We start from the raw sequence: 20,888 nt of genomic DNA on the forward strand, positions 1-20,888 counted from the left end.
CCCCCAACCGGGGGCCGGGGGCTTGCCCCCGGTTTCGGGAAGGGGCGGGGTGGGGGGACTTCCGCCGGAGGCGTTACGCATGGCGGGTCAGGGCTCGGTCCGTCAGGGCGGGGGCCGCGCCCACGTAGGTGGTGGGGTCCATCAGTTCGCGTAGGTGGTCGGCGGGGAGGACATCCGCCAAGGCCTCGGTCAGGCCCGCTCCCGCCCGCGCCGCCTCCGCCAGGAGTTCCTTCGCGCGGGCGCGGCCGACCACCGGGGCGAGCGCGGCGATGAGGCGCTCGCTGACGATCAGGCCGTCCGTCAGCTCCAGGTTCGCGGCCATGCGGTCGGGGAAGACCCGCAGGCCGGAGGCGAGTTCCGCGGCGTCCCGGGCGGCGCCGCCCGCGAGCCGCAGCAGGTCCCGCAGCGGCTGCCACTCGGCGTGCCACGCCCCGCCGGGGCGTTCGTCCTCGGCGGCGAGGGAGCCGAGCAGGGTGGCGGCGAGGCCGGGGGCCTGGCGGGCGGCGGAGGCGATGAGGGTGGCGCGTACGGGGTTGGACTTGTGCGGCATCGCGGACGAGCCGCCGCCCGCACCCTCCGCCACCTCGCCGATCTCCGTACGGGAGAGGACCAGCACATCGGCCGCAAGCTTCCCCAGCGCGCCGACGGCGAAGGCCAGCGCGGAGCCGAGGTCGGTGATGGGGGTGCGCAGGGTGTGCCACGGGAGGTCGGGTTCGGCGAGCCCGGTTTCCGCCGCGAAGCGGGCCAGCAGGGGGATGCCGTCGTCGAAGGCGGCCAGCGTGCCCGCGGCGCCGCCCAGTTGGGCCACCGGCCGCACGGCGGCGAGCCGGGCGCGGGCGTCGAGGACCAGCGAACGCCAGCCCGCCGCCTTGAGGCCGAAGGTGGTGGGGACGGCGTGCTGGGTGAGGGTGCGGCCCGGCATGGGCGTCGCGCGGTGGGCGGCGGCGAGCCGCGCCAGCTCCGCCGCCGTACGGTCGAGGTCGGCGACGATCAGCGGCAGGGCGCGGGCCGCGACCAGCATGGTGGCGGTGTCCAGGATGTCCTGGCTGGTCGCGCCGCGGTGGACGTACGCCGCGGCGTCGCCGTCCGTACGGGCCACCGCCGCGGTGAGGTCGGCGACCAGCGGGATGACGGGGTTGCCGCCGGAGCGGGCCCGCCGGGCGAGGTCGCGCACGTCGTACAGCCCGGCGCGGGCCGCACTCGTCACCACGGCCGCCGCGTCGGCCGGGGCCAGCGCCCGGGCGAGCGCGGCCTCGGCGTCGAGCATGGCCTGGAGGAACGCCGTGTCGCCGGTGGCGTCCTCGACCGCCGACCCGGTCCGTACGGGGGTCAGCAGTCCGACGTCATCGCGGCCGAGGGGGCTAGCGGAACTCAAGGAAAACCGTCTCTCCCTCTCCCTGGAGGCGGATGTCGAAGCGGTACGTCCCCGGCTGGGGCTCCGCCGTCGCCACCAGGGTCTCCCGGCGCGCCGGATCCAGCGCGGCGAGGAGCGGGTCGGTGGCGCCCCGCTGGACGTCCTCGGGGAAGTACAGGCGCGTGTAGAGGTGGTGCAGCAGCCCGCGGGCGTGGACGCACACGCTGATGTACGGGGCGGCGGGGGCGCCGGGCCGGAGCGTACGGGCCGTCCAGTGGCCGTCGGCGTCGGTGGCGATGCGGCCGAAGCCGGTGAAGTCGACGCCGTTGCGCCCGGCGAAGCCGCCGGTCACCGGGTCGCGGCGCATCGATCCTGGCGCGCCGGACAGCGAGCCGTCCGGGCCCGCCTGCCACAGCTCGACCAGGGCGTCCGGGACGGGCGCGCCCGCGCCGTCGTGGACCCGGCCGTGCACGGTGATGGCGTCGGGGTGGCCCGCGGGGGCGAGGTCGCCGCCGCCGGGGAAGGGGAGCGCGTACCCGTAGAAGGGGCCGACGGTGTGGGAGGGGGTGGGGGAGAGCTGGGTCATCAGCGGCCTTCCTCGATCCAGGTGGCCGACGGCCCGTCCAGCACGATGTCCCAGCGGTAGCCCAGCGACCATTCCGGCTGGGACAGCCCGTGGTCGTAGGTGGCCACGAGCCGCTGCCGCGCCGATTCGTCCGTCACGGACTGGAGGATCGGGTCGTAGGCGAAGAGCGGGTCGCCGGGGAAGTACATCTGGGTGATGAGGCGCTGGGTGAACGCCGTACCGAAGAGGGAGAAGTGGAGGTGGGCGGGGCGCCACGCGTTCTCGTGGTTGCGCCAGGGATAGGCGCCGGGCTTGATCGTGGTGAAGCTGTACGAGCCGTCGTCGCCGGTCAGGGTCCGTCCGACGCCGGTGAAGTTGGGGTCGAGGGGCGCCGGGTGCTGGTCGCGCAGATGGGCGTAGCGCCCGGCCGCGTTGGCCTGCCACAGCTCGATGAGCTGGCCGCGCACCGGCCGTCCGTGGCTGTCCAGCAGCCGTCCGGAGACGGTGATCCGCTCGCCGAGCGGTTCGCCCTGGTGCTGGATGGTGAGGTCGTTGTCGACGTCGGTGATGTCGGTGTGGCCGAAGACGGGCGTGTGCAGTTCGACGGTCTCGGGGTCGCCCTGCACCGCGACCAGCGGTTGCTTGGGGTGGCGCAGCAGGCTGCTGCGGTACGGGGCGAAGTCGCGCGCCGGGTGGTCGGCGGCGGGGGCGCCGTCGGCGCGCGCCTTGTCGTACGCGGCGCGGCTGTCGGCGAGTTCGCGGTCGATGTCGGCTTGCGTGAGTGCCATGGGTGGGTGCGCCTTACCTTTCGAGGACGAGTTACCGCTCGAGGACGAGGGCGATGCCCTGCCCGACGCCGATGCACAGGGAGGCCACGCCGGTGCCCGAGCCCGCCGCGGCGAGCTGGTGGGCGACGGCTCCGGCGAGGCGGGCGCCGGAGGCGCCGAGCGGGTGGCCGATGGCGATGGCGCCGCCGCGCGGGTTGACCAGGGCGGGGTCGAGGCCGTCGTCCTGGGCGGACCATTCGGCGAGGCAGCCGAGCGACTGGGCGGCGAACGCCTCGTTGAGTTCGAGGGTGGTCAGGTCGGCGAAGCCGCGGCCCGCCTTGGCGAGGGCGCGGCGTACGGCCTCGACGGGGCCGAGGCCGAAGTACTGGGGTTCGATGCCGGTGACGGCCGAGGCGCCGATGCGGGCAAGGGGCTCGCGCCCGGTGGCCTTGAGCCCCTCGTCGTCGACGAGGAGGAGGGCGGCGGCGCCGTCGTTGAGCGGGGAGGCGTTGCCCGCGGTGACCGTGCCGGTGTCCTTGGGCCGGAAGGCGGGCTTCAGCTTGGCCAGCGACTCCATCGAGGTGGTGTCGCGGATGGTTTCGTCGCGGACGAGATCGGTGTCCGGGTACGGCAGCACCTCGGCGTCGTACGCCCCGTCCTTCCAGGCCCGCGCCGCCTTCTCGTGGCTGGCGAGCGCGAACGCGTCCTGCGCTTCGCGGGTGATGCCGTGCTTGTCGGCGATCAGTTCGGCGCCCTCGCCGAGGGCGACGGTCCACTCGGGCGGCATGTCCGGGTTGGTCATGCGCCAGCCGAGGGTGGTGGAGTACATCTGCTGATGCCCGGCGGGGAACGCGCGCTCCGGCTTTTGCAGCACCCAGGGGGCGCGCGACATGGACTCCACGCCGCCCGCGAGCGCGATATGCGCGTCGCCGACGGCGATGGCGCGGGCCGCCTGGAGCACGGCTTCCAGGCCGGAGGCGCACAGCCGGTTGACGGTCGCGCCGGGCACGGTGACGGGGAGCCCGGCGAGCAGGGCGGCCATGCGGGCGACGTTGCGGTTGTCCTCGCCCGCGCCGTTGGCGTTGCCGAGGTAGACGTCGTCGATACGGGCCGGGTCGAGGTCGGGCGTACGGGTGAGGAGGCCGCGGACGACGTGGGCGGCGAGGTCGTCGGGGCGCACACCCGCGAGCGCGCCGCCGTAACGGCCGATGGGGGTGCGGACGGCGTCGACGATGTAGACGTCGCGCAGGGCGGTCATCGGGGCTCCTTCCCGGCGGCCTTGAGCGCGCGCAGCGCCGCCAGTTCGTCGGGGGTCGGCGGCTCGGTGATGGTCACGGTGTCGGCGACGGTCAGCTCCCAGCCGGTGGCGGCGCGTACCTGCTCGACGGTGACGCCGGGGTGGAGCTCGGTCAGGGTCAGTTCGGCGGTGGCCGGATCGGGGCGCAGGATGCCGAGGTCGGTGATGACGGCGACGGGGCCCGCGCCGGGCATACCGAGCTTGGTGCGGTCGCCGGGTCCGCTGCCGTGGCCCATGGTGGTCACGAAGTCGAGCTTCCGGACGAAGCTGCGGGGGGAGTGGCGCAGCACCATCAGCACCCGGCCGCAGTTGGAGGCGATCTCGGGGGCGCCGCCCGCGCCGGGAAGGCGGCCCTCGGGCTTGTCCGGGCCGCGGTCCACGACGGTGGTGTTGATGTTGGCGTAGGCGTCGACCTGGGCGGCGCCGAGGAAGCCGACGTCGATCCGGCCGCCCTGGAGCCAGTAGTTGAACATCTCGGGCACCGGGACCACGGAGTCGGCGGTCTCCGCGAGTTCGCCGTCGCCGATGGACAGCGGCAGCCGGGTCGGCTTGGAGCCGATGGTGCCGGACTCGTAGATGAGGACCAGGCCGGGGTTGACGGTGGCGCGGGCGAGGTTGGCGGCAGTGCTGGGGAGGCCGATGCCGACGAAGCAGGTCTTCGCCCCGGCGAGCGCGCGGGCGGCGTTGATCTCCATCAGCTCGTCGCGGGTGACGTCGGGGGTCTCGGTCATCGCACGGCAGCCTTTTCGGTGCGCACGTTCTCCTCGATCCACTGCGTGAACGCCTCGCGGTCCCGGGCGATCGGGTCCCACGCCTGGTAGAAGGCGTTGTCGCGCACCGAGTACCCGGTGGCGTACGAGGGGTGCGCCCCGCCGGGGACGACCGACACCGCGTCGATCACCCAGGTCGGCAGGACGATCCCGCCCGGCCGTGGCTCCAGCTCCTCGACGATCTCCTCGACCGTCACCAGCACCCGCGCCGCGGCGAGCGCGGCCTCCTTCTGCACCCCGGTCAGCCCCCACAGCTGCACGTTGCCCGCGCGGTCGGCCTGCTGGGCGTGGATCACGGTGACGTCCGGGTTGAGCGCGGCGACGGCGGCCAGCTCCTCGCCGGTGAAGGGGCAGGTGACGGTGGAGATGGTGTCCGTACGCTTCGGGATGTCGCTGCCACGGTAGCCGCGCAGCACGGCGAACGGCAGTTTGGACGCCCCCGCCACATAGCGGTTGGCCATGCCCGCGTGGCTGTGCTCGTCCAGCTCCAGCGGCCGGGGCCAGCCGTTCTCGACGGCGTCGCGGAAGCGGTGCAGCGAGCCGACGCCGGGGTTTCCGCCCCAGGAGAAGACCAGCTTGCGGACGAGTCCGGCGCCGATGAGCTGGTCGTAGACGACGTCGGGAGTCATGCGGACGAGCGTGAGGTCGGTGATGCCCCGGCGGATGACCTCGTGCGCGGCGGCGTACGGGATCAGGTGGGTGAAACCCTCCATCGCGACGGTGTCCCCGTCGTGGATGAGGTCCGCCACGGCGTCGTGCAGGCTTCGGATGTCGGCCATCGTCACTCCCGCGGTGATCGCACACGGTTCCGGAATGCTCAGTGTGCTGACTATTTTCGTACCGCTTCCGAACGCTCCCATCGCTCGGTGCGCTCGTCAAGGGAGTCTAAGGCGAATGTGCACTGCTCGACACCGGTGCTTCCGCAGGGCAGAATCATTCAGTACACGAACCAAACGCTCCGACAGGGGAGGTCAGGGCATGGGTGCGGTCGATCTCACCACTCACCCCGGGCATCTGGCCCGCCGCCTCCAGCAGGCGCACTCGCTGCTCTGGGGCGCGATGGTCTCGGAGGAGACGACCTCGCCGCAGTTCGCGGTGCTCAACGCGCTGATCGAGAAGCCGGACATCGACCAGCGCACCCTGAGCGAACACGTCCACCTGGATCGCTCCACCATCGCCGACGTGGTCGCCCGGCTCGGCCGCCGCGGGCTCCTGGAGCGGGTCCGTGATCCGCGCGACGGGCGCCGCAACGTCCTCAAGCTGACGGACGAGGGCGAGCGGCTGCACCGGAAGCTGGTCACGCGGACGGCGCGGATGAACCGGGTGTTCCTGGCGCCGCTGGACGAGGACGAGCGGGAGCTGCTGCTGCGGCTGATCGGGCGGGTGGCGGACGCGGCGGAGGAGCTGCGGGCGTAGCGCCGACACCCGTGCAGGGGTGAAACCCCAGGTCATCCCTCCGTGGGGAGCGCGCCCAGACCGCCCGCCACCGTACGGGCCGCGCCCGCCAGCGAGGCCACGAAGCGCGGCAGCCGCTCCGGTGTGAAACGGACCGACGGGCCGCCGAAGGAGAGGGCCGCGACCACGTCGCCGCCCCGGCCGCGGACGGGGACGGCCACCGAGGACAGGCCCTCCTCGTGTTCGCCGTGGCTCACCGCGTACCCCTGACGGGCCGTCTCCGCCGCCCAGCGGCGCAGCGTCGCGGCGTGCGCCGGGCCGTGGGGGGAGCGGCGGGCGATCCGGTCCAGGAGGGCGTCGTCGGCGCCGAGGAGCAGGACCTTGGAGGGCCCGCCCGCCCACAGCGGCAGCTCGTCCCCGACCTGCACGATGTGGCGCAGTGCCTGGGGCCCCTCCTCCTGGGCGACGCAGACGCGGTGCACATCGCGCCGTACGTACAGGTGCACCGTCTCCCGGTGCTCGGCGGCCAGGTCGCGCAGCGCCCGCCGGGCCGGGGCGGGCAGGCGCCAGCCCTGGTCCGCCATGCGGACCCAGCGCAGGAAGGTGGGTCCGGCGGTGTAGCGGCCGTGTTCGTCGAGCCAGAGCAGCCCGTTGAGGCGCAGGGTCTGGAGGATGCGCAGGACGGTCGTCTTCGGCAGCCCGCTGGCCTCGACGATCTCGCGGATGGACAGGGCGGGACGGTGCTCGCTGAAGAGGCCGAGGATGTCGATGGCCCGCTGGACCGTCCTCATGCCGCCGTTGGCGCCGCCTCCGTCGCCCCCGCCGCTGCCGCCGGACCCCGCGTCCTCCGGCTCCGCGCCCTTGCCCATGCCGCCACTCCTCGCACCGGTCCGCCGGCTGGTCCACCGACGGCCCCAGTATGGGCCCAGGTCCGCTGCGCGGACCAGTGGCCTCGGCTCCGGCACGGGCGTTCGGGCACGTCAGGGCGGCACCCGCGGGCCCCGGCCCGCGTTACGTCGCGGATACTCGTCCGCAACCTCTTGTCGATGCTCAGCATGCGTCCTATCGTCACCGTCACTCGGACCTCAGGGTCCATTCAGCGGACCAATGTCAGGAGTCACGGTGAAAGCAGCCGTTCTCACCGCACCCCGCCGCCTCCAGATCGCCGATGACTGGCCGGAGCCCGTATGCGGCCCCCACGATGTCCTCGTCCAGCTCGACGGCATGGGGATCTGCGGTTCCGACCTGGCCGTCTTCGACGGTGCGCGCCAACCCCCGGCCCTCCCCTGGGTGGTCGGCCACGAAGGCTTCGGCCGGATCGTCGCCGTCGGCGCCCAGGCCACCGCGGCGCCCGCCCCCGGGACCCGCGTCGTCATCGAGCCCAACTACGCCTGCCTCCAGTGCCCCGACTGCGCCCGCGGGCTCACCTCCGCCTGCGCCAAGCGCACCATCGTCGGCATGAACGCCCCCGGCCTCCTCGCCGAGCGCGTCGCCGTCCCCGCCCCCTTCGCCCACCCGGTCCCCGACTCCGCCCGCGACGTCGACCTGGCCTGCGCCGAGCCGTACACGGTGGCCCGTACCGCCGTACGCCGCGGGGGCGTCGCCGCCGACGACAAGACCCTCGTCGTCGGCGCGGGCGCCCAGGGGCTGCTGCTCTGCCGGGCGCTGCTGGCCATCGGCGTCCGCCCGGCCGTCGTCGAACCCCATCCGCCGCGCCTGGCGCGCGCCGTGGAGCTGGGCGCCCGCGCCGCGGCCGACGGCGAGGGCGGGTTCGGGTACGTCTTCGAGTCGTCCGGCGCCCAGGCCGCGCTGCGCGCCGCGCTGGAGCGTACGGCGCCGGGCGCCACCTTCGTCCTGGTCGGGCTGGGCGCGGACCCGCTGCCGCTCACCCTGAACCAGCTCGTCCGCGCGCAGCTCACCCTCCGCGGCTCGCTCATCTACGACCACCCCGGCGACTTCACCGCCGCCCTGACCGACATCGCCTCGGGCGCGGTACGGCCCGGCGCCTCGATCGACGCGTGCTTCCCGCTGGAGCGCGCGCAGGAGGCGTTCGCCGGAGCCCGTGAACGCGCGGGCAAGACCTGGATCTCGCTCACCGCCGCCGACTGAACTCCCCCTCCCCACGCCTCTCCCCCGAGACGAAGGAGTCTCGCCATGAGCACCACCGGCACGCCCGCCCCCGCCGCACCCCCGCCCCTCGTCCCCGACTCCGCCCGCCCGGCCGTCAGCCGGGCCCGCTACGGGCTGCTCACCTCCCTCTTCATCATCACCGCGATCAACTACCTGGACCGGACGAACCTTTCGGTCGCCCTCCCGCACATCAAGGACGACCTCCACCTCACCGCCACCCAGCAGGGCATCCTGCTGTCCTCCTTCGGCTGGGCCTATCTGCTGCTCCAGATCCCCACCGGACGGCTCATCGACAAGGTCGGCGCCAAGCTGGCCTTCGGGTACGCCCTGGTCGGCTGGTCGCTCGCGACCGCCGCCGTGGTCCTCTCGCGCGGCTTCGGCTCGCTCGTCGGCATCCGGGTCGCGCTCGGCGCCTTCGAGGCACCGGCGTTCCCGTCCAACAACCGCCTGGTCGTCAACTGGTTCCCGGGCAACGAGCGCGGCCGGGCCACCGCCACGTACACCTCCGGTGAGTACATCGGACTCGCGGTCGCCGCGCCCGTCCTGTCCCTGCTCACCGTGCACTTCGGCTGGCGCTCGGTGTTCCTGGTCACCGGTGCGGTCGGGCTGCTCTTCTCCGTCGTCTGGTTCCGCCGGGTGTACGACCGCCCCGAGCAGAGCCCGAAGGTCAGCGTCGAGGAACTGGCCCACATCCAGCAGCCCGACGAGCAGGAGTCGGCGGCCGCCGTGGAGAAGGCATCCGAGGCGGAACTCTCCACCATGGGCGCCGATTTGCGCGTGCTGTTCACCAACAAGCGGCTGTGGGGCATGTACATCGGCCAGTTCGCCAGCGCCTCCGTCCTCTTCTTCTTCCTCACCTGGTTCCCCAGCTATCTGGTGGAGGAGAAGGGGATGGGCATCATCAAGGCCGGGTTCTGGGCCTCCGCGCCCTACCTCGCCGCGCTGGTCGGCACGCTCGTCGGCGGCGCCTGGTCGGACCGGATGCTGGACAACGGCCGCTCCCGCACGGTCGCCCGCAAGCTTCCGGTGATGATCGGCTTCGTACTCGCCTCGATCATCGTGTGCGCGAACTTCACCGACTCCGCACCGCTCGTCATCACCTTCATGTCGATCGCGTTCTTCGCCCAGGGGCTGATGCAGAACAGCTGGGCGCTGTTCGCGGACTCCGTCCCGCGGCGGCTCACCGGGACCGGCGGGGGCGTCTTCAACTTCATGGCCAACGCGGGCGGTGTGCTCACCCCGCTCGTCATCGGCTTCATCGTCGACGCGACCGGCTCCTTCGCCTGGGCGCTCGGCTACATCGGCATCGTGGTCGCCGTCGGGCTGGTCGCGTACGCGCTGCTCATCGACCGGGTCGAGCGCATCGAGGCGTGACCCCTCGCTGGTCCACTCCACGGACCACATGACCCACTCACCGGTCCGCCAGCGTTACGATGACCGGGTGACCGTGACCCCAGAACACCCCACCCCCGGCGACTGGTGGGTGACCGCGGACCAGTCGCTCACCCTCGTCGGCCACCACACCGACGCCGCCCACACCGCGCCCGATCTGCTCGCCACCCTGAGCCGGATCGGCGAGGCCCGCCGAGCCACCGACCACGCGCTCGGTGCCGCCGTCCACGCGCTGCTCGCCTCGGGCCGTACGTGGGACGAGATCGCGGACGCGCTCGGCCACCCGGATGCCGCGTCCGCCCGGCGGGCCACCGCCACCGCCCTCGACGGCGCCCGCGGCGCGCTGGACCGGCGCATCGGCCACCACCGCACCGGCTGACGCGCCGAGAGGTTACCTCCGGCGGGCGTTTTGACCCGGTTCGTCAATGATTGACGGAGTCTCAGAACATTGACACCGGCTACTCATTAGTCACGGGTTCCACAGAATTTTACCTGCGTCTTCACATTTCCCCCACATATGGAGTCTAGGTTCTCCATATTCGTTCGACCGCACGCGGGGAGGGATGTCACGGTGCCCGGGATCGACGAGTGCCTGCTGGAGGCCATGAAACTGCCCGGCGCCCGGGGCGCCGCCGTGGTCGACTGGACCAGCGGTCTGGCTCTGGGCACGGTCGGGGAATCGCCGAGCGGCGACCACGAGACCACGGCGGCCGAGGCGGCGGAACTCGCGCGGATGGCGGCGGAATCCCCGTCGTTCGCCCCCGCCGACGGCTCCGACTGGTCGGACTCCTCGGACGCTGACATTCCCGTCAACGATCTGATCGTCAGCAACCGCGACAGCTACCACGTCCTCCAGTTCGTCCGCACCACCTTCGACAGCAGTGTGTTCCTGCATCTGTGGCTCGGCCGTACGGAGGGCAATCTCGCCCTCGCCCGCATCCGGCTGGGCGAGATGGCGCGGCAACTGGTGCTGGGGTGAGCGCCTTGCGGGCACTCTCTTCCGGTCTGCCCCGGCGGCGCCCCGCGACCACCGCCGACAGCGCTCCGGCGGGCTCGTCCATGCTGCACCGGCTCGCCGCCGAGAAGGCCACCGGTTCCTTCATGCGGGAGCGGGGCACGCTGCATCTCGCCGACGGACACGTGATCCACGCGGAGAGCCCGGACACGCCCGATCTGGAGCTGCTGCTCACCGCGGGCGGCGCCCTGTCACCCGAGGAGTGGCGGCAAGCCCTCGACGCGGCCGGACCCGAACAGCGGGTGGGGCGGTTCCTGGTGGACAGCGGCCGCTTCCCCGAGGGCGCGCTGGAACTGTGCCACCTCGGGGCGCTGTACGACGCGGCGTTCTTCGTCCTCGGCCCGGACGGTGGCCCGGCCCGCTTCCGGTACGGGGTCGAACACTGGCTGGGAGCCGTGCGCCCGGTACCGGTCGACGCGGTGCAGCGCGAGACATCGCGCCGACAGGAGCTGCTGCACGAGATCTGGCCCGAGGACGCGGCGGACACCGAACCGCTGTCGCGGACCCGGCTCCCCCTCGACGCGAGGTTGCCGCGACGGCAGCGCGCGGTCCTCGAGCACGTCGACGGGGTGCGCACCGCAGCCGACATCGCCCGCCTCCTGGGCCGCCCCGCCTTCCACACGCTTGTCGACGTCCGCCGTCTCGCCGCCGCCGGGATCGTCGCGCCGACCCGGCGCCACGATCCTGTGGTGCCGACTCGGCCTCGACCACGGCCCGAAGCCGTGGCCGCCCGGCCTCCGGACACCTCCACCGGCCCCGACATCAGCCTCCTGCGCCGACTCAGGAACGCACTGGAGGCCCTGTGATCCGCGCGCTCGGACAGCGTGCCGAAAGGAGACAGCTCATGTCGGCCGAGGCGGAAATCCTCGACGAACTCCACCGGCTCCGGTCCCGCATGCCGCAGCTGACCGGCGCGCTCGCGGCCGGCGTCGACGGCCTCGTGCTGGCGCAGGACTCCCGGGGCGTGGAGCCGGAGGGCGTGGCCGCCCTCACCGCGGCCGCCCTGGGCATCGCCCTGCGGCTCACCGATGCCACCGGTCAGGGCGGCTTCCGTGAACTCCTCGTCCGCAGCGACCGCGGCTATCTGGCCACCTACGCCGCCGGACCGTCCGCCGTGCTGACCCTGCTGGCCGAAGGACAGGTGAACGTCGGCCGACTGCACCTGGAAGGACGCCGCTCCAGCAGCCGCATCAGCGAACTGCTCCAGGCCACCGCGCAGGTCACCGCTCAGCAGCCCGACCGCCCCCGCGGACAGCCATCCGCCACCCCCGACGCGCCCCCCTTGCCCGTACGGCCCACCTCCCCACGCGCGGGCGGGGCCCGTACCCGCGCCCGGCGCCCGGCCACGGGGGAGACCCCGACGACGTAGTCACACCCCCCCGCACAGCACACCGTCGCAACCCGAAGGGAACCGTCATGGCGAACACCGAATCAGCACTCAAGGACGCACTCTCGACGATCGAGGGCGCCACCGGAGCCGCGCTCGTCGACTACACCAGCGGGATGGCGCTGGGCACCATCGGAGGCGGCGCGAGCTTCGACCTGAACGTGGCGGCCGCCGGTAACACCGACGTCGTCCGCGCCAAGCTGCGCACCATGGAACACCTCGGCCTCCAGGACGAGATCGAGGACATCCTCATCACCCTGGGCACCCAGTACCACCTGATCCGGCTGCTCAAGAGCCGCGGAGGCAACGGCCTCTTCCTCTACCTCGTCCTCGACTCCGGACGCGCCAACCTCGCGATGGCCCGCCACCAGCTGAGAAAGATCGAGGCCGAACTGGAGGTCTGAGACCGGGAGCCAGATCAGTCGCGCTCCCGGCCGAGGGTCCCGATCACGACCGTGGCCTCCCGCTCCTCACACACCTCCACCCGCGGGACCAGCCCGTCACCGGCGACGATGTCGAGCGCGTGCGACGCCTGCCGCTCGCTCGTCTCGAACAGCAGACTGCCGCCCGGTGCCAGCCACCCCGACGCCCCGGCGGTCACCCGGCGCAGCACGTCGAGCCCGTCCGCGCCCCCGTCCAGCGCCACCCGCGCCTCATGGACGCGCGCCTCCGGCGGCAGCAGGCCGACCTCCTCGGTGGGGACGTACGGCACGTTGGCCAGCAGCACGTCGACCCGGCCGCGCAGGGCGGCGGGCAGCGGCTCGTACAGATCGCCCTCGCACACCACCCCGCCCGCTGGCTCGACGTTACGGCGGGCACAGCGCACCGCGGCCGGGTCGATGTCGGCGGCGTACCACTCGGCCCGGCCCCCCAGCGCCGCCACCAGCGCGGCCCCCAACGCGCCCGAGCCACAACACAGATCGACCACCACCGCCCCGGCGCGCGCCATCGCGGCCGCCCGCTCGACCAGGAACTCCGTCCGCCGACGCGGCACGAACACTCCGGCGTCCACGGATATCCGCAACCCCCGGAACTCCGCCCAGCCCAGAACGTGTTCCAGCGGCAGCCCGGCGGCGCGCCGGTCCACCATGCCGTCGATCTCGGCCGGGACCTGCGCTGCGGAAAGGATCAACCGCGCCTCGTCCTCGGCGAACACACACCCGGCGGCGCGGAGCCTGGTGACGACGGTGGAGAAGGTGACGAGGGAAGATGAGGGTGAAGGTGAAGCCGACATGGAAGCCTGGAAGCCTTTCGGAATCCCTTGAGAGCGCTCCCGACGGTCAGCTATCCCGTGTATCCCTGAGGCGAGAGCACCCAGCCTGAACTGGCGTTGATGGGTCTCACCTCCTCGGTGCGTACGGGTAACGGCCACATTACCCGATCATCCAGGCCGGCGGCTGCGGTACCACTCGGCGAGCAGAAAGGCCAGGTCGAGGGCCTGGGAGTGGTTCAGGCGCGGGTCGCACGCCGTCTCGTACCGCTGCGGCAGCGCGTCCTGGCCCACGGCACTGCTTCCGCCCAGGCACTCGGTGACGTCGTCGCCGGTCAGCTCCAGGTGGACACCCCCGGGGTGGGTGCCCAGAGCGTGGTGCACCTCCATGAAGCCCCGCAGCCCGTCGGCGACGGCATCGAAGTGCCGGGTCTTGTGACCGCTCTCGGTGACGAAGGTGTTCCCGTGCATCGGGTCGCAGACCCAAGCGACGGGCGCCTCCTCCGAAGCGACCTTCTCCACCAGCAGGGGCAGCAGGTCGCGGACCCGCTCCGCCCCCATCCGGACCACGAACGTGAGCCGCCCGGGTTCGCGGTCGGGGTCGAGGCGGTCCACGTACCGCAGCACGGTGTCCGCGGTCGCACCGGGACCCAGCTTGACGGCGATGGGGTTGCTGATCCCCGCGAAGTACTCGATGTGCGGCCCCTCCGGCCGACGGGTCCGCTCCCCGATCCACAGGAGATGGCTGCTGGTGGCGTACCTCTTGCCGGTCGCGGGATCGGTACGCGTCAGCGCCCTCTCGTAGTCGAGCAGCAGCCCCTCGTGGCTGACGTAGAACTCGGCGGTGGCCAGCCTGCCGGTCTCGCCCCCGCACGCGCGCACAAAGGCCAGCGCCCGCTCGATCTCGTCGGCCAGCCGCTCGTACCGCTGCCCGCTGGGAGAGGCGGCGACGAAGGCCCGGTTCCACTCGTGCACCCGGGCCAGATCGGCGAAGCCCCCGGCGGTCAGCGCGCGTACCAGGTTCAGCGTCGTCGCCGACGTCTCGTACATGCGCAGCATCCGGTCCGGGTCGGGGGTGCGCTCCCGCACGGTGAATCCCGGGCCGTTCACCGCGTCCCCCCGGTACACCGGCAGTGTCGTGTCACCCCGCCGCTCGAACGGCTGCGAGCGTGGCTTGGCGAACTGGCCCGCCATGCGCCCGACCTTGACGACCGGCATCGACGCCCCGTGCGTCAGGACGACCGCCATCTGCAACAGCGTACGCAGCTTGCCGTCGACGGACTCCTGCGTGGCCCCGGCGAACGTCTCCGCGCAGTCACCGCCTTGCAGCAGCAGAGCCTCCCCCTTCGCCACCGCGGCGAGCCGGGAACGCAGCGCGTCGCACTCCGCGGCGAACACCAGCGGTACCGCCCGCGCCAGCTGGTCGGTGACGTCGCGCAGGTGGATCGGATCGGGCCAGTCCGGCTGCTGGTCGGCCGGTGGCACCTTGCGCGTCTGCGCGCCGTGCGAACCGGGTGCGCCTTCCGACGTCATTTCGGCTCCTCCGACGGCTCTTCGATCATTTCCCGAGCGTTCCACATCGCCCTCCCTCGGCCATGGCGCTTCACTCCAATTCCTCGGCCCTTTTCCCGTCAAGCGCTTCCGGCATTGGACCGGCTCCGCGCCCCGGAATTGGTCTGGCCGCCCTCCCATCGCCTCTGCTTCGCTGTCTGCCGGAACCTCCCCGGTACCGCCGTCGGACCCATTCGGCGGGCCGGCCCGGAATGGTGAAGAAACCGAGGGGAATTACACGATGGCGCGCAGCGCACCGATCCACGTACGCGTCACGGCGTCGGGGCTCCCGGCGCACGACCCGCTCGATCTCTACGAGGAGCTGCGCCGCACCCACCCGGCCGACGACGTCTTCCTCCTCGAGAACGCCTCCCGCACCGGACGTGACCCCGACCGGGCGGTCGTGGGGTGCGGGCGCCTGCTGGACATCCGGGTCCTCGGCGGAGGCACCCGCGAGGTGACCGTTCGCCTCAGGGGCGAGCCGGCGCTCGTCCGTGCCCTGCTGGAACACGCCGGGAGCCTCGGGCTTCGCCGGGCGGCCGCCCCCCTGCCGGACGGCGGCCGAGAGCTCCGCGCCGAACTGGGCGTCCAGCGGCCGGAGCAGCTGTGGGCGTTTCTGGAAGCGGCCCGGAGCGATCTGTTCGAGGTGCGGACGGACCTCTCGCCCCAGGGCTGGTCCTTCGGGTTCCTGACCAGCCTGGCCTACGAGTCGACCTGGCACATGGAGGACCTGGGGGAGCGGGCGAAGCCGCCGCGGGGCCCGGACGTCACGCTGACCGTGTTTCGGCACACGGTGTGGTACGACCGCACCGACGGCACGGTCCGTGAACTGCGGGCCGACAGCTCGGAGTTCGGCGCACGGCACGATCCCGGTCTGCCGGGTCTCGCCCGGGAAGCGGCCCGGCGGGCGGGCGTACCCCCCGTACCCGAGGCGCCCCGGCCGCTGTCGGTGCGGGACAGCGTGGACCGGGCGACGTTCCTGCGCTGGGCGGACCGCTGCCTGGAGCACATCCGGGTCGGGGACATCTACCAGATCCAGATCGGTCACCGCGTCGACGTCCGTACCGAGCTGGCGCCCGAGGCCGTGTACCGGCGCCTGCGGGCCCGCAACCCCTCGCCGTACATGTACCTGGCGCCGCGCGGCGACACCCTGCTGATCGGGGCGAGCCCCGAGCTGTTCTTCCGCGTCGAGGACGGCGAGATCACCATGCGCCCCATCGCGGGCACCGCCCCGCGCGGCGCGGACGAGGAGGAGAACCAGCAGCGCGTCAAGCAGATGCGGGAGAGCACCAAGGAGCAGGCCGAGCACATCATGCTGGTGGACCTGTGCCGCAACGACATCGGCCGGGTCTGCCGACCCGGCACCCTGCCGGTGGACCAGCTGATGGAGGTGGAGACCTACTCCCACGTCTTCCACCTGGTGTCCACGGTCAAGGGCCGTCTCGCCGAGGGCGTCACCGCGTGGGACGCGGTCCGGGCGACCTTCCCCGCGGGCACCATGACCGGCGCGCCGAAGATCCGCGCCATGGAGATCATCGACGAACTGGAGCGGGAGCCCCGCGGCGGCTACGCGGGCGCCGTCGGCCTGCTGGACGTACGCGGCTGGAGCGAACTGGCCCTGTGCATCCGCACGATCGAGTACGACGGCGTCACGTACTCCACACAGAGTTCCGCCGGACTCGTGGCGCAGTCCGAGCCCGAGGCCGAGTGGCGGGAGACGCTGGCGAAGATGGGGGCCGCCCACTGGGCGCTCACCGGAGAGGAATTGCTGCCGTGAAGGTGCTGCTGATCGACGCGTACGACAGTTTCGTGCACATCATCGACCAGTATCTGCGCACGTTGGGTGCCAGGACGGAGGTCGTACGGTCACGGACGCGCACCCCGGAGGAACTGGCCGCCCTGGCCCCCGACGCGGTGGTCCTCGGGCCCGGCCCCGGCCATCCGGCCGCCTCGGGCCACGTCGAACTCGTCCACCAGTTCGCCGGAAGCGTTCCCCTGCTGGGCGTCTGTCTGGGGCACCAGGCGATCGCCCTGGCGTACGGCGGCCGGGTCGAGGTGGCACAGCAGGTGATGCACGGCCGGACCAGCGTCGTACGGCACGACGGCGCCGGCCTGTTCGAAGGGCTCGGCAACACCCTGGAGGCCACGCGCTACCACTCGCTCGTCGTCACCGAACCGCTGCCCGAGCCGCTGGTGACGACCGCGGTCTGCATCGACCACGGCTACGTCATGGGGTTGCGCCACCGGTCGCTCCCCGTGGCCGGAGTGCAGTTCCACCCGGAGAGCATCATGACCACGGGCGGGCTGCACATCATGGAGAACTTCCTCGCCATGACCAAGGCATCGGTCACCGCGGGCTGAGCGGGGCTCCGGTCACCCCCGGCCGGCCACGGCGCCGAGTTCCCGGAACGCCTCGGCCACCCCGGACAGCGGCAGATGGGCGTGCCCGACGACCAGCGCGGGCGCCTCGCGGCGGGGCACGGCGCCGAACGCCGCTCCGCCGCGCACCAGGACCCCCCGGCGCAACGCGCCGGCCACCAGCGCCGCTTCGTCGGTGTGCGCCGGGAGGCGGAGGTAGGCGTGCAGCCCCGCGGCGGGTTCGAGCACCGTCGCGCCGGGCAGCCGGGTGTGCACGGCCTGAGCGAGGGCCCCGCGCCGTGCGGCACACCGCTCGGTGAGCCTGCGCAGGTGCCGGTCGAAGAGTCCGCCGCGCAGCAGGTCCGCCAGGGCGAGCTGGGTGAACGACTCGGTGCCGAGGTCGTGGCGGGCGCGGACCCGCAGCAGCCGGTGCAGCAGGTCCTCGGGAGCGGTGAGCCAGCCGAGCCGGAGGCCGGGAGTGAGGAGCTTGCTGGCGGTACCGGTGTAGATCACCCGGTCGGGTTCCAGCCGTTGCAGAGCCAGGGGCCTCGGGTGCTGATCGTCGTACCAGAGCCCGCCGTCGTAGTCGTCCTCGATCACCCAGCCGTCGACGGCGCGTGCCCATCGTACGAGTGCTTCGCGGCGGCGGGCCGAGAGCACGGCTCCGGTCGGGAACTGGTGGGCCGGGGTGACGAGGACGACCCGTGCCGGGGTCGTCGCGAGGGCGTCCACGTCGATGCCCTCGTCGTCGACCGGCACCGGGAGCACCCGCATGCCGCTGTCCTGGACGAAGCGCCGTTGCCCCGGATGGCAGGGGTCCTCCACCGCCAGGTCCGTGATGCCCATCGCGGGCAGTGCGGCGCACAGCAGGGCCAGCGTCTGCGCGAATCCGTTCACCACCAGCACCGTGCTCGGCGTCGCCCGCACCCCGCGAAGCCGTCCGAGGTGGCGGGCGAGTTCGACACGCAGCTCCGGCTCGCCCGCGAGCGACGGATAGGAGGCGCCGCGCGACTTCGGGGAGAGCAGGGCGCGTTGATAAGCCGTCAGCCACTCCTTGTGCGGCACGCCGGGGGCGTTGTGGCCGCCCGGGCGCAGATCCCAGCGCACCGTGGGTACCGGGCCCTCGTCCAGCAGGGCCGGCACCACCGCGTCACGGGACAGATGGCCCGTTACCCGGGTGCCCGCGCCCCGCGCCGCCTCCAGGTACCCCTCCGCGGCGAGTTGCGCATACGCCTCGACGACCACGCTGCGGGAGATGCCGAGGTCCTCGGCGAGCCGCCGGGTGGCCGGCAGCCGGGTGCCGGGGTGCAGGGTTCCCTGCTGGATTTCCTGTTTGACGAACCTCTGTATCTGCGAGGTGAGGGATTCATCGGAATTCCTGGAGATGGTCACCGCCAAATGCAGGGACATTCATCCTCCCTTTCCCGTGCGAGGGTCGCTCTCTTCTGCTCCGCTTCTTGGACCGCTGTCCCGACGGGGAATTGGTCTGTCGCACCGGGCCCGGCGCGCACACACTGAGCGGCGACATTCATACGGCGCCGACGAGGAGAATTCCCGTGACCGCACGTCCGAAGGTTCGCGACTGGCCCACCCTGCTCGAGACGCTGCTGAAGGGCGACGGCCTGACGTCGGACGACACCGACTGGGCGATGGAACAGATCATGGCGGGCGAGGTCGGCGCCGCCGCGCTGTCCGGCTTGCTGATCGCGCTGCGGGCCAAGGGCGAGACCGCCGACGAGGTGGAGGGGCTGACCCGGGCCTTGCTCCGGAACGCGCTGCCCCTGCGGGTGCCCGGCCGGACCCTGGACATCGTGGGCACCGGCGGCGACGGATCGCACAGCGTCAACATCTCCACCATGTCGGCCATCGTCGCGGCCGGAGCCGGGGCGCGCGTGGTCAAGCACGGGAACCGCTCGGCGTCCTCCACGTGCGGCTCCGCGGACGTGCTGGAGGAGCTGGGCGTAGTGCTCGACCTGCCGGTGGACGAGGTGGCGGAGGTCGCCGAGGAAGCCGGCATCACCTTCTGCTTCGCTCCCGTCTTCCACCCGGCGCTGCGGCACGCCTCCGGGGCGCGCCGGGAGTTGGGGGTGCGCACGGTGTTCAACCTCCTCGGCCCGCTGTGCAACCCCGCTGCCCCCACGGCGCAGGCCGTCGGGGTGGCCGCCGCCGACACCCTGCCGCTGGTGGCCGCGGTGCTGGCCAGGCGCGGGGTGTCGGCCCTGGTCTTCCGCGGCGACGACGGCATGGACGAGCTGACGGTGACGACGACGTCCCGGGTGTGGACGGTGCAGGGCGGAGAGGCGAGGGAAGAGCTGTTCGACCCACGTGACCTCGGATTCCGTCCGGCGAGCCCCGAGGACCTCCGGGGCGGCGACCGCGGCCACAACGCCCGGATCGCCCGCGGGGTCCTCGACGGGGTACGGGGGCCGGTCCGCGACGCGGTGCTCCTGTCGGCGGCGGCCGGCCTGGCCGCCCTGCACCCCTCGCCCGCACCCCTGACCGACCGCCTCGCCGAGGGAGTACGGCAGGCCGCCGAGGCCATCGACTCCGGCGCGGCCGCCGCCGTACTGGAGCGCTGGGTGGCCGTCACCGGCAAGCGGGCCGGGGCGCGGTGAGCCGTGGCGGCCGGGACGCGGCGGGACGAGGGCCCACCACCCGGTGTCCGGGAGCCCCGCCGGGCTCCCGGACACCGGGGTTTCGGCACGGCGCCTCATGCGGGGGCAGGAGCCGTGCCGGGTGGTTCCGGCGCGCTGGGCATCGGGGCGCGCCGGCCGGCCTCGACCAGCGCGGCGACTGCCGCGCGGGGGTCGCTGCCGGTGACCAGTGAGGTGCCGACCAGGAGCGCGTCGGCACCGAGCGCGGCGTAACGGGCGGCGTCCTCCGGGCCGCGTACCCCGGACTCGGCGATCCGTACGGCACCGTCCGGAAGCAGGGGCGCGATCCGCCCGAAGACGTCCGGATCGATGCGCAGGGTACGCAGATCCCGGGAGTTGACCCCGATCACGCCCGCCCCGGCGGAGACGGCCCGCTCCGCCTCCGCCTCGTCGTGCACCTCCACCAGCGCGGTGAGCCCGGCCTCCCGCGTCACGGCCAACAGGTCGGCCAGCTGCGGGTCGTCCAGAGCCGCCACGATGAGCAGCACCAGGTCCGCCCCGTGGGCCCGGGCCTCCCACACCTGGTAGGCGTCGACGACGAAGTCCTTGCGCAGCACGGGCAGTCGCACCGCGGAACGCACACGGTCCAGGTCGCCGAGTGAGCCGGAGAACCGGCGGCCCTCGGTCAGCACACTGATCGCCGCGGCGCCCCCGGCCGCGTAGGCGGCGGCCAGGGCACCGGGGTCGTCGACCGCGGCGAGCCGCCCGAGGGCCGGGCTGGACCGCTTGACCTCCGCGATCACCCGCAATCCGGCGGGGGAGCGCAGCAGCGCCGCGGCGTCGAGCGCGGGCCCGGCGGCCAGGGCCCGCTCCCGCACCTCTCCCGGTGCGACCGCCCTGCGCCGCTCGGCGAGGTCCTCGCGCACGCCCTCCAGGATCGAGTCGAGGACCGTCATCGCACACCTCGCCGCGGTCGCGTCGGCTCGGCCGACGGGGCGTGCCGGAACCCGTCGCGCGGGTCCCGGCGCTGGTTGACGCCCCGGGCCAGGCCGGCGTACCGGGCGTTGCCGGGCCGCACGGCGGTGGCCGCCTCCGCGGCGGCC

The 20,888-nt window shown here is 73.0% G+C and carries 22 protein-coding genes; 11 read left to right on the forward strand and 11 right to left on the reverse strand.

Annotated elements, in window-relative coordinates; genetic code table 11:
• Positions 1 to 73: 73 nt before the first annotated feature.
• The 6 genes from pcaB to EEJ42_RS44260 are packed head-to-tail and all read right to left on the reverse strand — an operon-like array spanning position 74 to position 5,532.
• Positions 74 to 1,375 carry a 3-carboxy-cis,cis-muconate cycloisomerase gene (gene pcaB, locus EEJ42_RS44235; RefSeq protein WP_123107779.1) on the reverse strand — a complete coding sequence of 434 codons (1,302 nt, stop codon included), beginning with the start codon at positions 1,373 to 1,375 and terminating at the stop codon, positions 74 to 76.
• A complete protein-coding gene (gene pcaG / locus EEJ42_RS44240; RefSeq protein WP_123107780.1) occupies positions 1,362 to 1,940 on the reverse strand; it encodes a protocatechuate 3,4-dioxygenase subunit alpha in 579 nt (192 codons plus the stop codon). The genes pcaB and pcaG overlap by 14 nt, the downstream gene beginning before the upstream one ends.
• Complete coding sequence (gene pcaH, locus EEJ42_RS44245; protein ID WP_123107781.1) at positions 1,940 to 2,707, reverse strand: protocatechuate 3,4-dioxygenase subunit beta; 768 nt, start codon at positions 2,705 to 2,707, stop codon at positions 1,940 to 1,942. The genes pcaG and pcaH overlap by 1 nt, the downstream gene beginning before the upstream one ends.
• A 31-nt stretch (positions 2,708 to 2,738) precedes the next feature.
• Positions 2,739 to 3,944, reverse strand: coding sequence for a thiolase family protein (locus tag EEJ42_RS44250; RefSeq protein WP_123107782.1), 1,206 nt, complete (start codon positions 3,942 to 3,944; stop codon positions 2,739 to 2,741).
• Complete coding sequence (locus tag EEJ42_RS44255) at positions 3,941 to 4,714, reverse strand: CoA-transferase subunit beta (RefSeq protein ID WP_123107783.1); 774 nt, start codon at positions 4,712 to 4,714, stop codon at positions 3,941 to 3,943. Before EEJ42_RS44255 ends, EEJ42_RS44250 begins: the two co-directional genes overlap by 4 nt.
• The gene (locus tag EEJ42_RS44260; protein ID WP_123107784.1) at positions 4,711 to 5,532 is read right to left on the reverse strand and encodes a CoA transferase subunit A; all 822 of its coding nucleotides are present in this window, start codon (positions 5,530 to 5,532) and stop codon (positions 4,711 to 4,713) included. Before EEJ42_RS44260 ends, EEJ42_RS44255 begins: the two co-directional genes overlap by 4 nt.
• 199 nt (positions 5,533 to 5,731) lie before the next feature.
• Between EEJ42_RS44260 and EEJ42_RS44265 the strand changes: the two genes are divergently transcribed.
• The gene (locus EEJ42_RS44265; RefSeq protein ID WP_123107785.1) at positions 5,732 to 6,169 is read left to right on the forward strand and encodes a MarR family winged helix-turn-helix transcriptional regulator; all 438 of its coding nucleotides are present in this window, start codon (positions 5,732 to 5,734) and stop codon (positions 6,167 to 6,169) included.
• 32 nt (positions 6,170 to 6,201) lie between these two features.
• Here EEJ42_RS44265 and EEJ42_RS44270 read toward each other — a convergent pair whose 3' ends face one another.
• Complete coding sequence (locus tag EEJ42_RS44270; RefSeq protein WP_123107786.1) at positions 6,202 to 7,017, reverse strand: IclR family transcriptional regulator; 816 nt, start codon at positions 7,015 to 7,017, stop codon at positions 6,202 to 6,204.
• 253 nt (positions 7,018 to 7,270) lie between these two features.
• Here EEJ42_RS44270 and EEJ42_RS44275 point away from each other — a divergent pair, with 253 nt between their 5' ends.
• From EEJ42_RS44275 to EEJ42_RS44305, 7 genes are all read left to right on the forward strand, one after another.
• A complete protein-coding gene (locus tag EEJ42_RS44275; RefSeq protein ID WP_246097793.1) occupies positions 7,271 to 8,257 on the forward strand; it encodes a zinc-dependent alcohol dehydrogenase in 987 nt (328 codons plus the stop codon).
• Positions 8,258 to 8,302: 45 nt separating this feature from the next.
• Complete coding sequence (locus EEJ42_RS44280) at positions 8,303 to 9,652, forward strand: MFS transporter (protein ID WP_123107788.1); 1,350 nt, start codon at positions 8,303 to 8,305, stop codon at positions 9,650 to 9,652.
• A 67-nt stretch (positions 9,653 to 9,719) separates the two neighbouring features.
• Positions 9,720 to 10,049: a hypothetical protein gene (locus tag EEJ42_RS44285; protein WP_148082224.1), complete on the forward strand. Its 330-nt coding sequence runs from the start codon at positions 9,720 to 9,722 to the stop codon at positions 10,047 to 10,049.
• Between the two features lie 192 nt (positions 10,050 to 10,241).
• Positions 10,242 to 10,649, forward strand: a complete 408-nt coding sequence (locus EEJ42_RS44290) for a hypothetical protein (RefSeq protein WP_123107790.1) — start codon at positions 10,242 to 10,244, stop codon at positions 10,647 to 10,649.
• Between the two features lie 80 nt (positions 10,650 to 10,729).
• A complete protein-coding gene (locus EEJ42_RS44295; protein ID WP_246097795.1) occupies positions 10,730 to 11,491 on the forward strand; it encodes a transcriptional regulator in 762 nt (253 codons plus the stop codon).
• Positions 11,492 to 11,529: 38 nt separating this feature from the next.
• Positions 11,530 to 12,054 carry a roadblock/LC7 domain-containing protein gene (locus EEJ42_RS44300; RefSeq protein WP_123107791.1) on the forward strand — a complete coding sequence of 175 codons (525 nt, stop codon included), beginning with the start codon at positions 11,530 to 11,532 and terminating at the stop codon, positions 12,052 to 12,054.
• A gap of 47 nt (positions 12,055 to 12,101) precedes the next feature.
• Positions 12,102 to 12,476, forward strand: a complete 375-nt coding sequence (locus EEJ42_RS44305) for a hypothetical protein (protein ID WP_123107792.1) — start codon at positions 12,102 to 12,104, stop codon at positions 12,474 to 12,476.
• 14 nt (positions 12,477 to 12,490) lie between these two features.
• Here the strand turns inward: EEJ42_RS44305 and EEJ42_RS44310 are convergent, their stop codons facing one another.
• Both EEJ42_RS44310 and EEJ42_RS44315 read right to left on the reverse strand, forming a co-directional pair.
• Positions 12,491 to 13,306: a putative protein N(5)-glutamine methyltransferase gene (locus EEJ42_RS44310; protein ID WP_123107793.1), complete on the reverse strand. Its 816-nt coding sequence runs from the start codon at positions 13,304 to 13,306 to the stop codon at positions 12,491 to 12,493.
• A 147-nt stretch (positions 13,307 to 13,453) separates the two neighbouring features.
• On the reverse strand, positions 13,454 to 14,815 hold the full coding sequence (locus EEJ42_RS44315) for a class II 3-deoxy-7-phosphoheptulonate synthase (protein WP_123107794.1): 1,362 nt from the start codon (positions 14,813 to 14,815) through the stop codon (positions 13,454 to 13,456).
• 259 nt (positions 14,816 to 15,074) lie between these two features.
• On the opposite strand from EEJ42_RS44315, the gene EEJ42_RS44320 reads away from it, so the two are divergent.
• Positions 15,075 to 16,610 carry an anthranilate synthase component I family protein gene (locus EEJ42_RS44320; protein ID WP_123107795.1) on the forward strand — a complete coding sequence of 512 codons (1,536 nt, stop codon included), beginning with the start codon at positions 15,075 to 15,077 and terminating at the stop codon, positions 16,608 to 16,610.
• Positions 16,607 to 17,194, forward strand: a complete 588-nt coding sequence (locus tag EEJ42_RS44325; protein WP_123107796.1) for an anthranilate synthase component II — start codon at positions 16,607 to 16,609, stop codon at positions 17,192 to 17,194. Before EEJ42_RS44320 ends, EEJ42_RS44325 begins: the two co-directional genes overlap by 4 nt.
• Before the next feature lie 12 nt (positions 17,195 to 17,206).
• Here the strand turns inward: EEJ42_RS44325 and pdxR are convergent, their stop codons facing one another.
• Positions 17,207 to 18,601 carry a MocR-like pyridoxine biosynthesis transcription factor PdxR gene (pdxR, locus tag EEJ42_RS44330; RefSeq protein ID WP_123107797.1) on the reverse strand — a complete coding sequence of 465 codons (1,395 nt, stop codon included), beginning with the start codon at positions 18,599 to 18,601 and terminating at the stop codon, positions 17,207 to 17,209.
• A 146-nt stretch (positions 18,602 to 18,747) separates the two neighbouring features.
• Here pdxR and trpD point away from each other — a divergent pair, with 146 nt between their 5' ends.
• Entirely contained in the window at positions 18,748 to 19,806 is a 1,059-nt protein-coding gene (gene trpD / locus EEJ42_RS44335; protein ID WP_123107798.1) for an anthranilate phosphoribosyltransferase, read from the forward strand.
• Positions 19,807 to 19,901: 95 nt separating this feature from the next.
• Here the strand turns inward: trpD and trpC are convergent, their stop codons facing one another.
• Positions 19,902 to 20,741, reverse strand: coding sequence for an indole-3-glycerol phosphate synthase TrpC (gene trpC, locus EEJ42_RS44340; protein WP_123107799.1), 840 nt, complete (start codon positions 20,739 to 20,741; stop codon positions 19,902 to 19,904).
• Positions 20,742 to 20,888 lie beyond the last annotated feature (147 nt).

The organism is Streptomyces botrytidirepellens, assembly GCF_003721215.1.
Taxonomy (GTDB): domain Bacteria; phylum Actinomycetota; class Actinomycetes; order Streptomycetales; family Streptomycetaceae; genus Streptomyces; species Streptomyces himastatinicus.

What these genes read in the sequence shown, in the direction of transcription:
- EEJ42_RS44280 (WP_123107788.1), top strand. Translation starts at nt 8,303, where the DNA reads ATGAGCACCACCGGCACGCCCGCCCCCGCCGCACCCCCGCCCCTCGTC.
- pdxR (WP_123107797.1), bottom strand. Translation starts at nt 18,601, where the DNA reads ATGTCCCTGCATTTGGCGGTGACCATCTCCAGGAATTCCGATGAATCC.
- EEJ42_RS44320 (WP_123107795.1), top strand. Translation starts at nt 15,075, where the DNA reads ATGGCGCGCAGCGCACCGATCCACGTACGCGTCACGGCGTCGGGGCTC.
- EEJ42_RS44300 (WP_123107791.1), top strand. Translation starts at nt 11,530, where the DNA reads ATGTCGGCCGAGGCGGAAATCCTCGACGAACTCCACCGGCTCCGGTCC.
- pcaH (WP_123107781.1), bottom strand. Translation starts at nt 2,707, where the DNA reads ATGGCACTCACGCAAGCCGACATCGACCGCGAACTCGCCGACAGCCGC.
- EEJ42_RS44270 (WP_123107786.1), bottom strand. Translation starts at nt 7,017, where the DNA reads ATGGGCAAGGGCGCGGAGCCGGAGGACGCGGGGTCCGGCGGCAGCGGC.
- trpC (WP_123107799.1), bottom strand. Translation starts at nt 20,741, where the DNA reads ATGACGGTCCTCGACTCGATCCTGGAGGGCGTGCGCGAGGACCTCGCC.
- EEJ42_RS44250 (WP_123107782.1), bottom strand. Translation starts at nt 3,944, where the DNA reads ATGACCGCCCTGCGCGACGTCTACATCGTCGACGCCGTCCGCACCCCC.
- EEJ42_RS44305 (WP_123107792.1), top strand. Translation starts at nt 12,102, where the DNA reads ATGGCGAACACCGAATCAGCACTCAAGGACGCACTCTCGACGATCGAG.
- EEJ42_RS44265 (WP_123107785.1), top strand. Translation starts at nt 5,732, where the DNA reads ATGGGTGCGGTCGATCTCACCACTCACCCCGGGCATCTGGCCCGCCGC.
- pcaG (WP_123107780.1), bottom strand. Translation starts at nt 1,940, where the DNA reads ATGACCCAGCTCTCCCCCACCCCCTCCCACACCGTCGGCCCCTTCTAC.
- EEJ42_RS44310 (WP_123107793.1), bottom strand. Translation starts at nt 13,306, where the DNA reads ATGTCGGCTTCACCTTCACCCTCATCTTCCCTCGTCACCTTCTCCACC.
- EEJ42_RS44255 (WP_123107783.1), bottom strand. Translation starts at nt 4,714, where the DNA reads ATGACCGAGACCCCCGACGTCACCCGCGACGAGCTGATGGAGATCAAC.
- EEJ42_RS44295 (WP_246097795.1), top strand. Translation starts at nt 10,730, where the DNA reads ATGCTGCACCGGCTCGCCGCCGAGAAGGCCACCGGTTCCTTCATGCGG.
- EEJ42_RS44260 (WP_123107784.1), bottom strand. Translation starts at nt 5,532, where the DNA reads ATGGCCGACATCCGAAGCCTGCACGACGCCGTGGCGGACCTCATCCAC.
- EEJ42_RS44315 (WP_123107794.1), bottom strand. Translation starts at nt 14,815, where the DNA reads ATGACGTCGGAAGGCGCACCCGGTTCGCACGGCGCGCAGACGCGCAAG.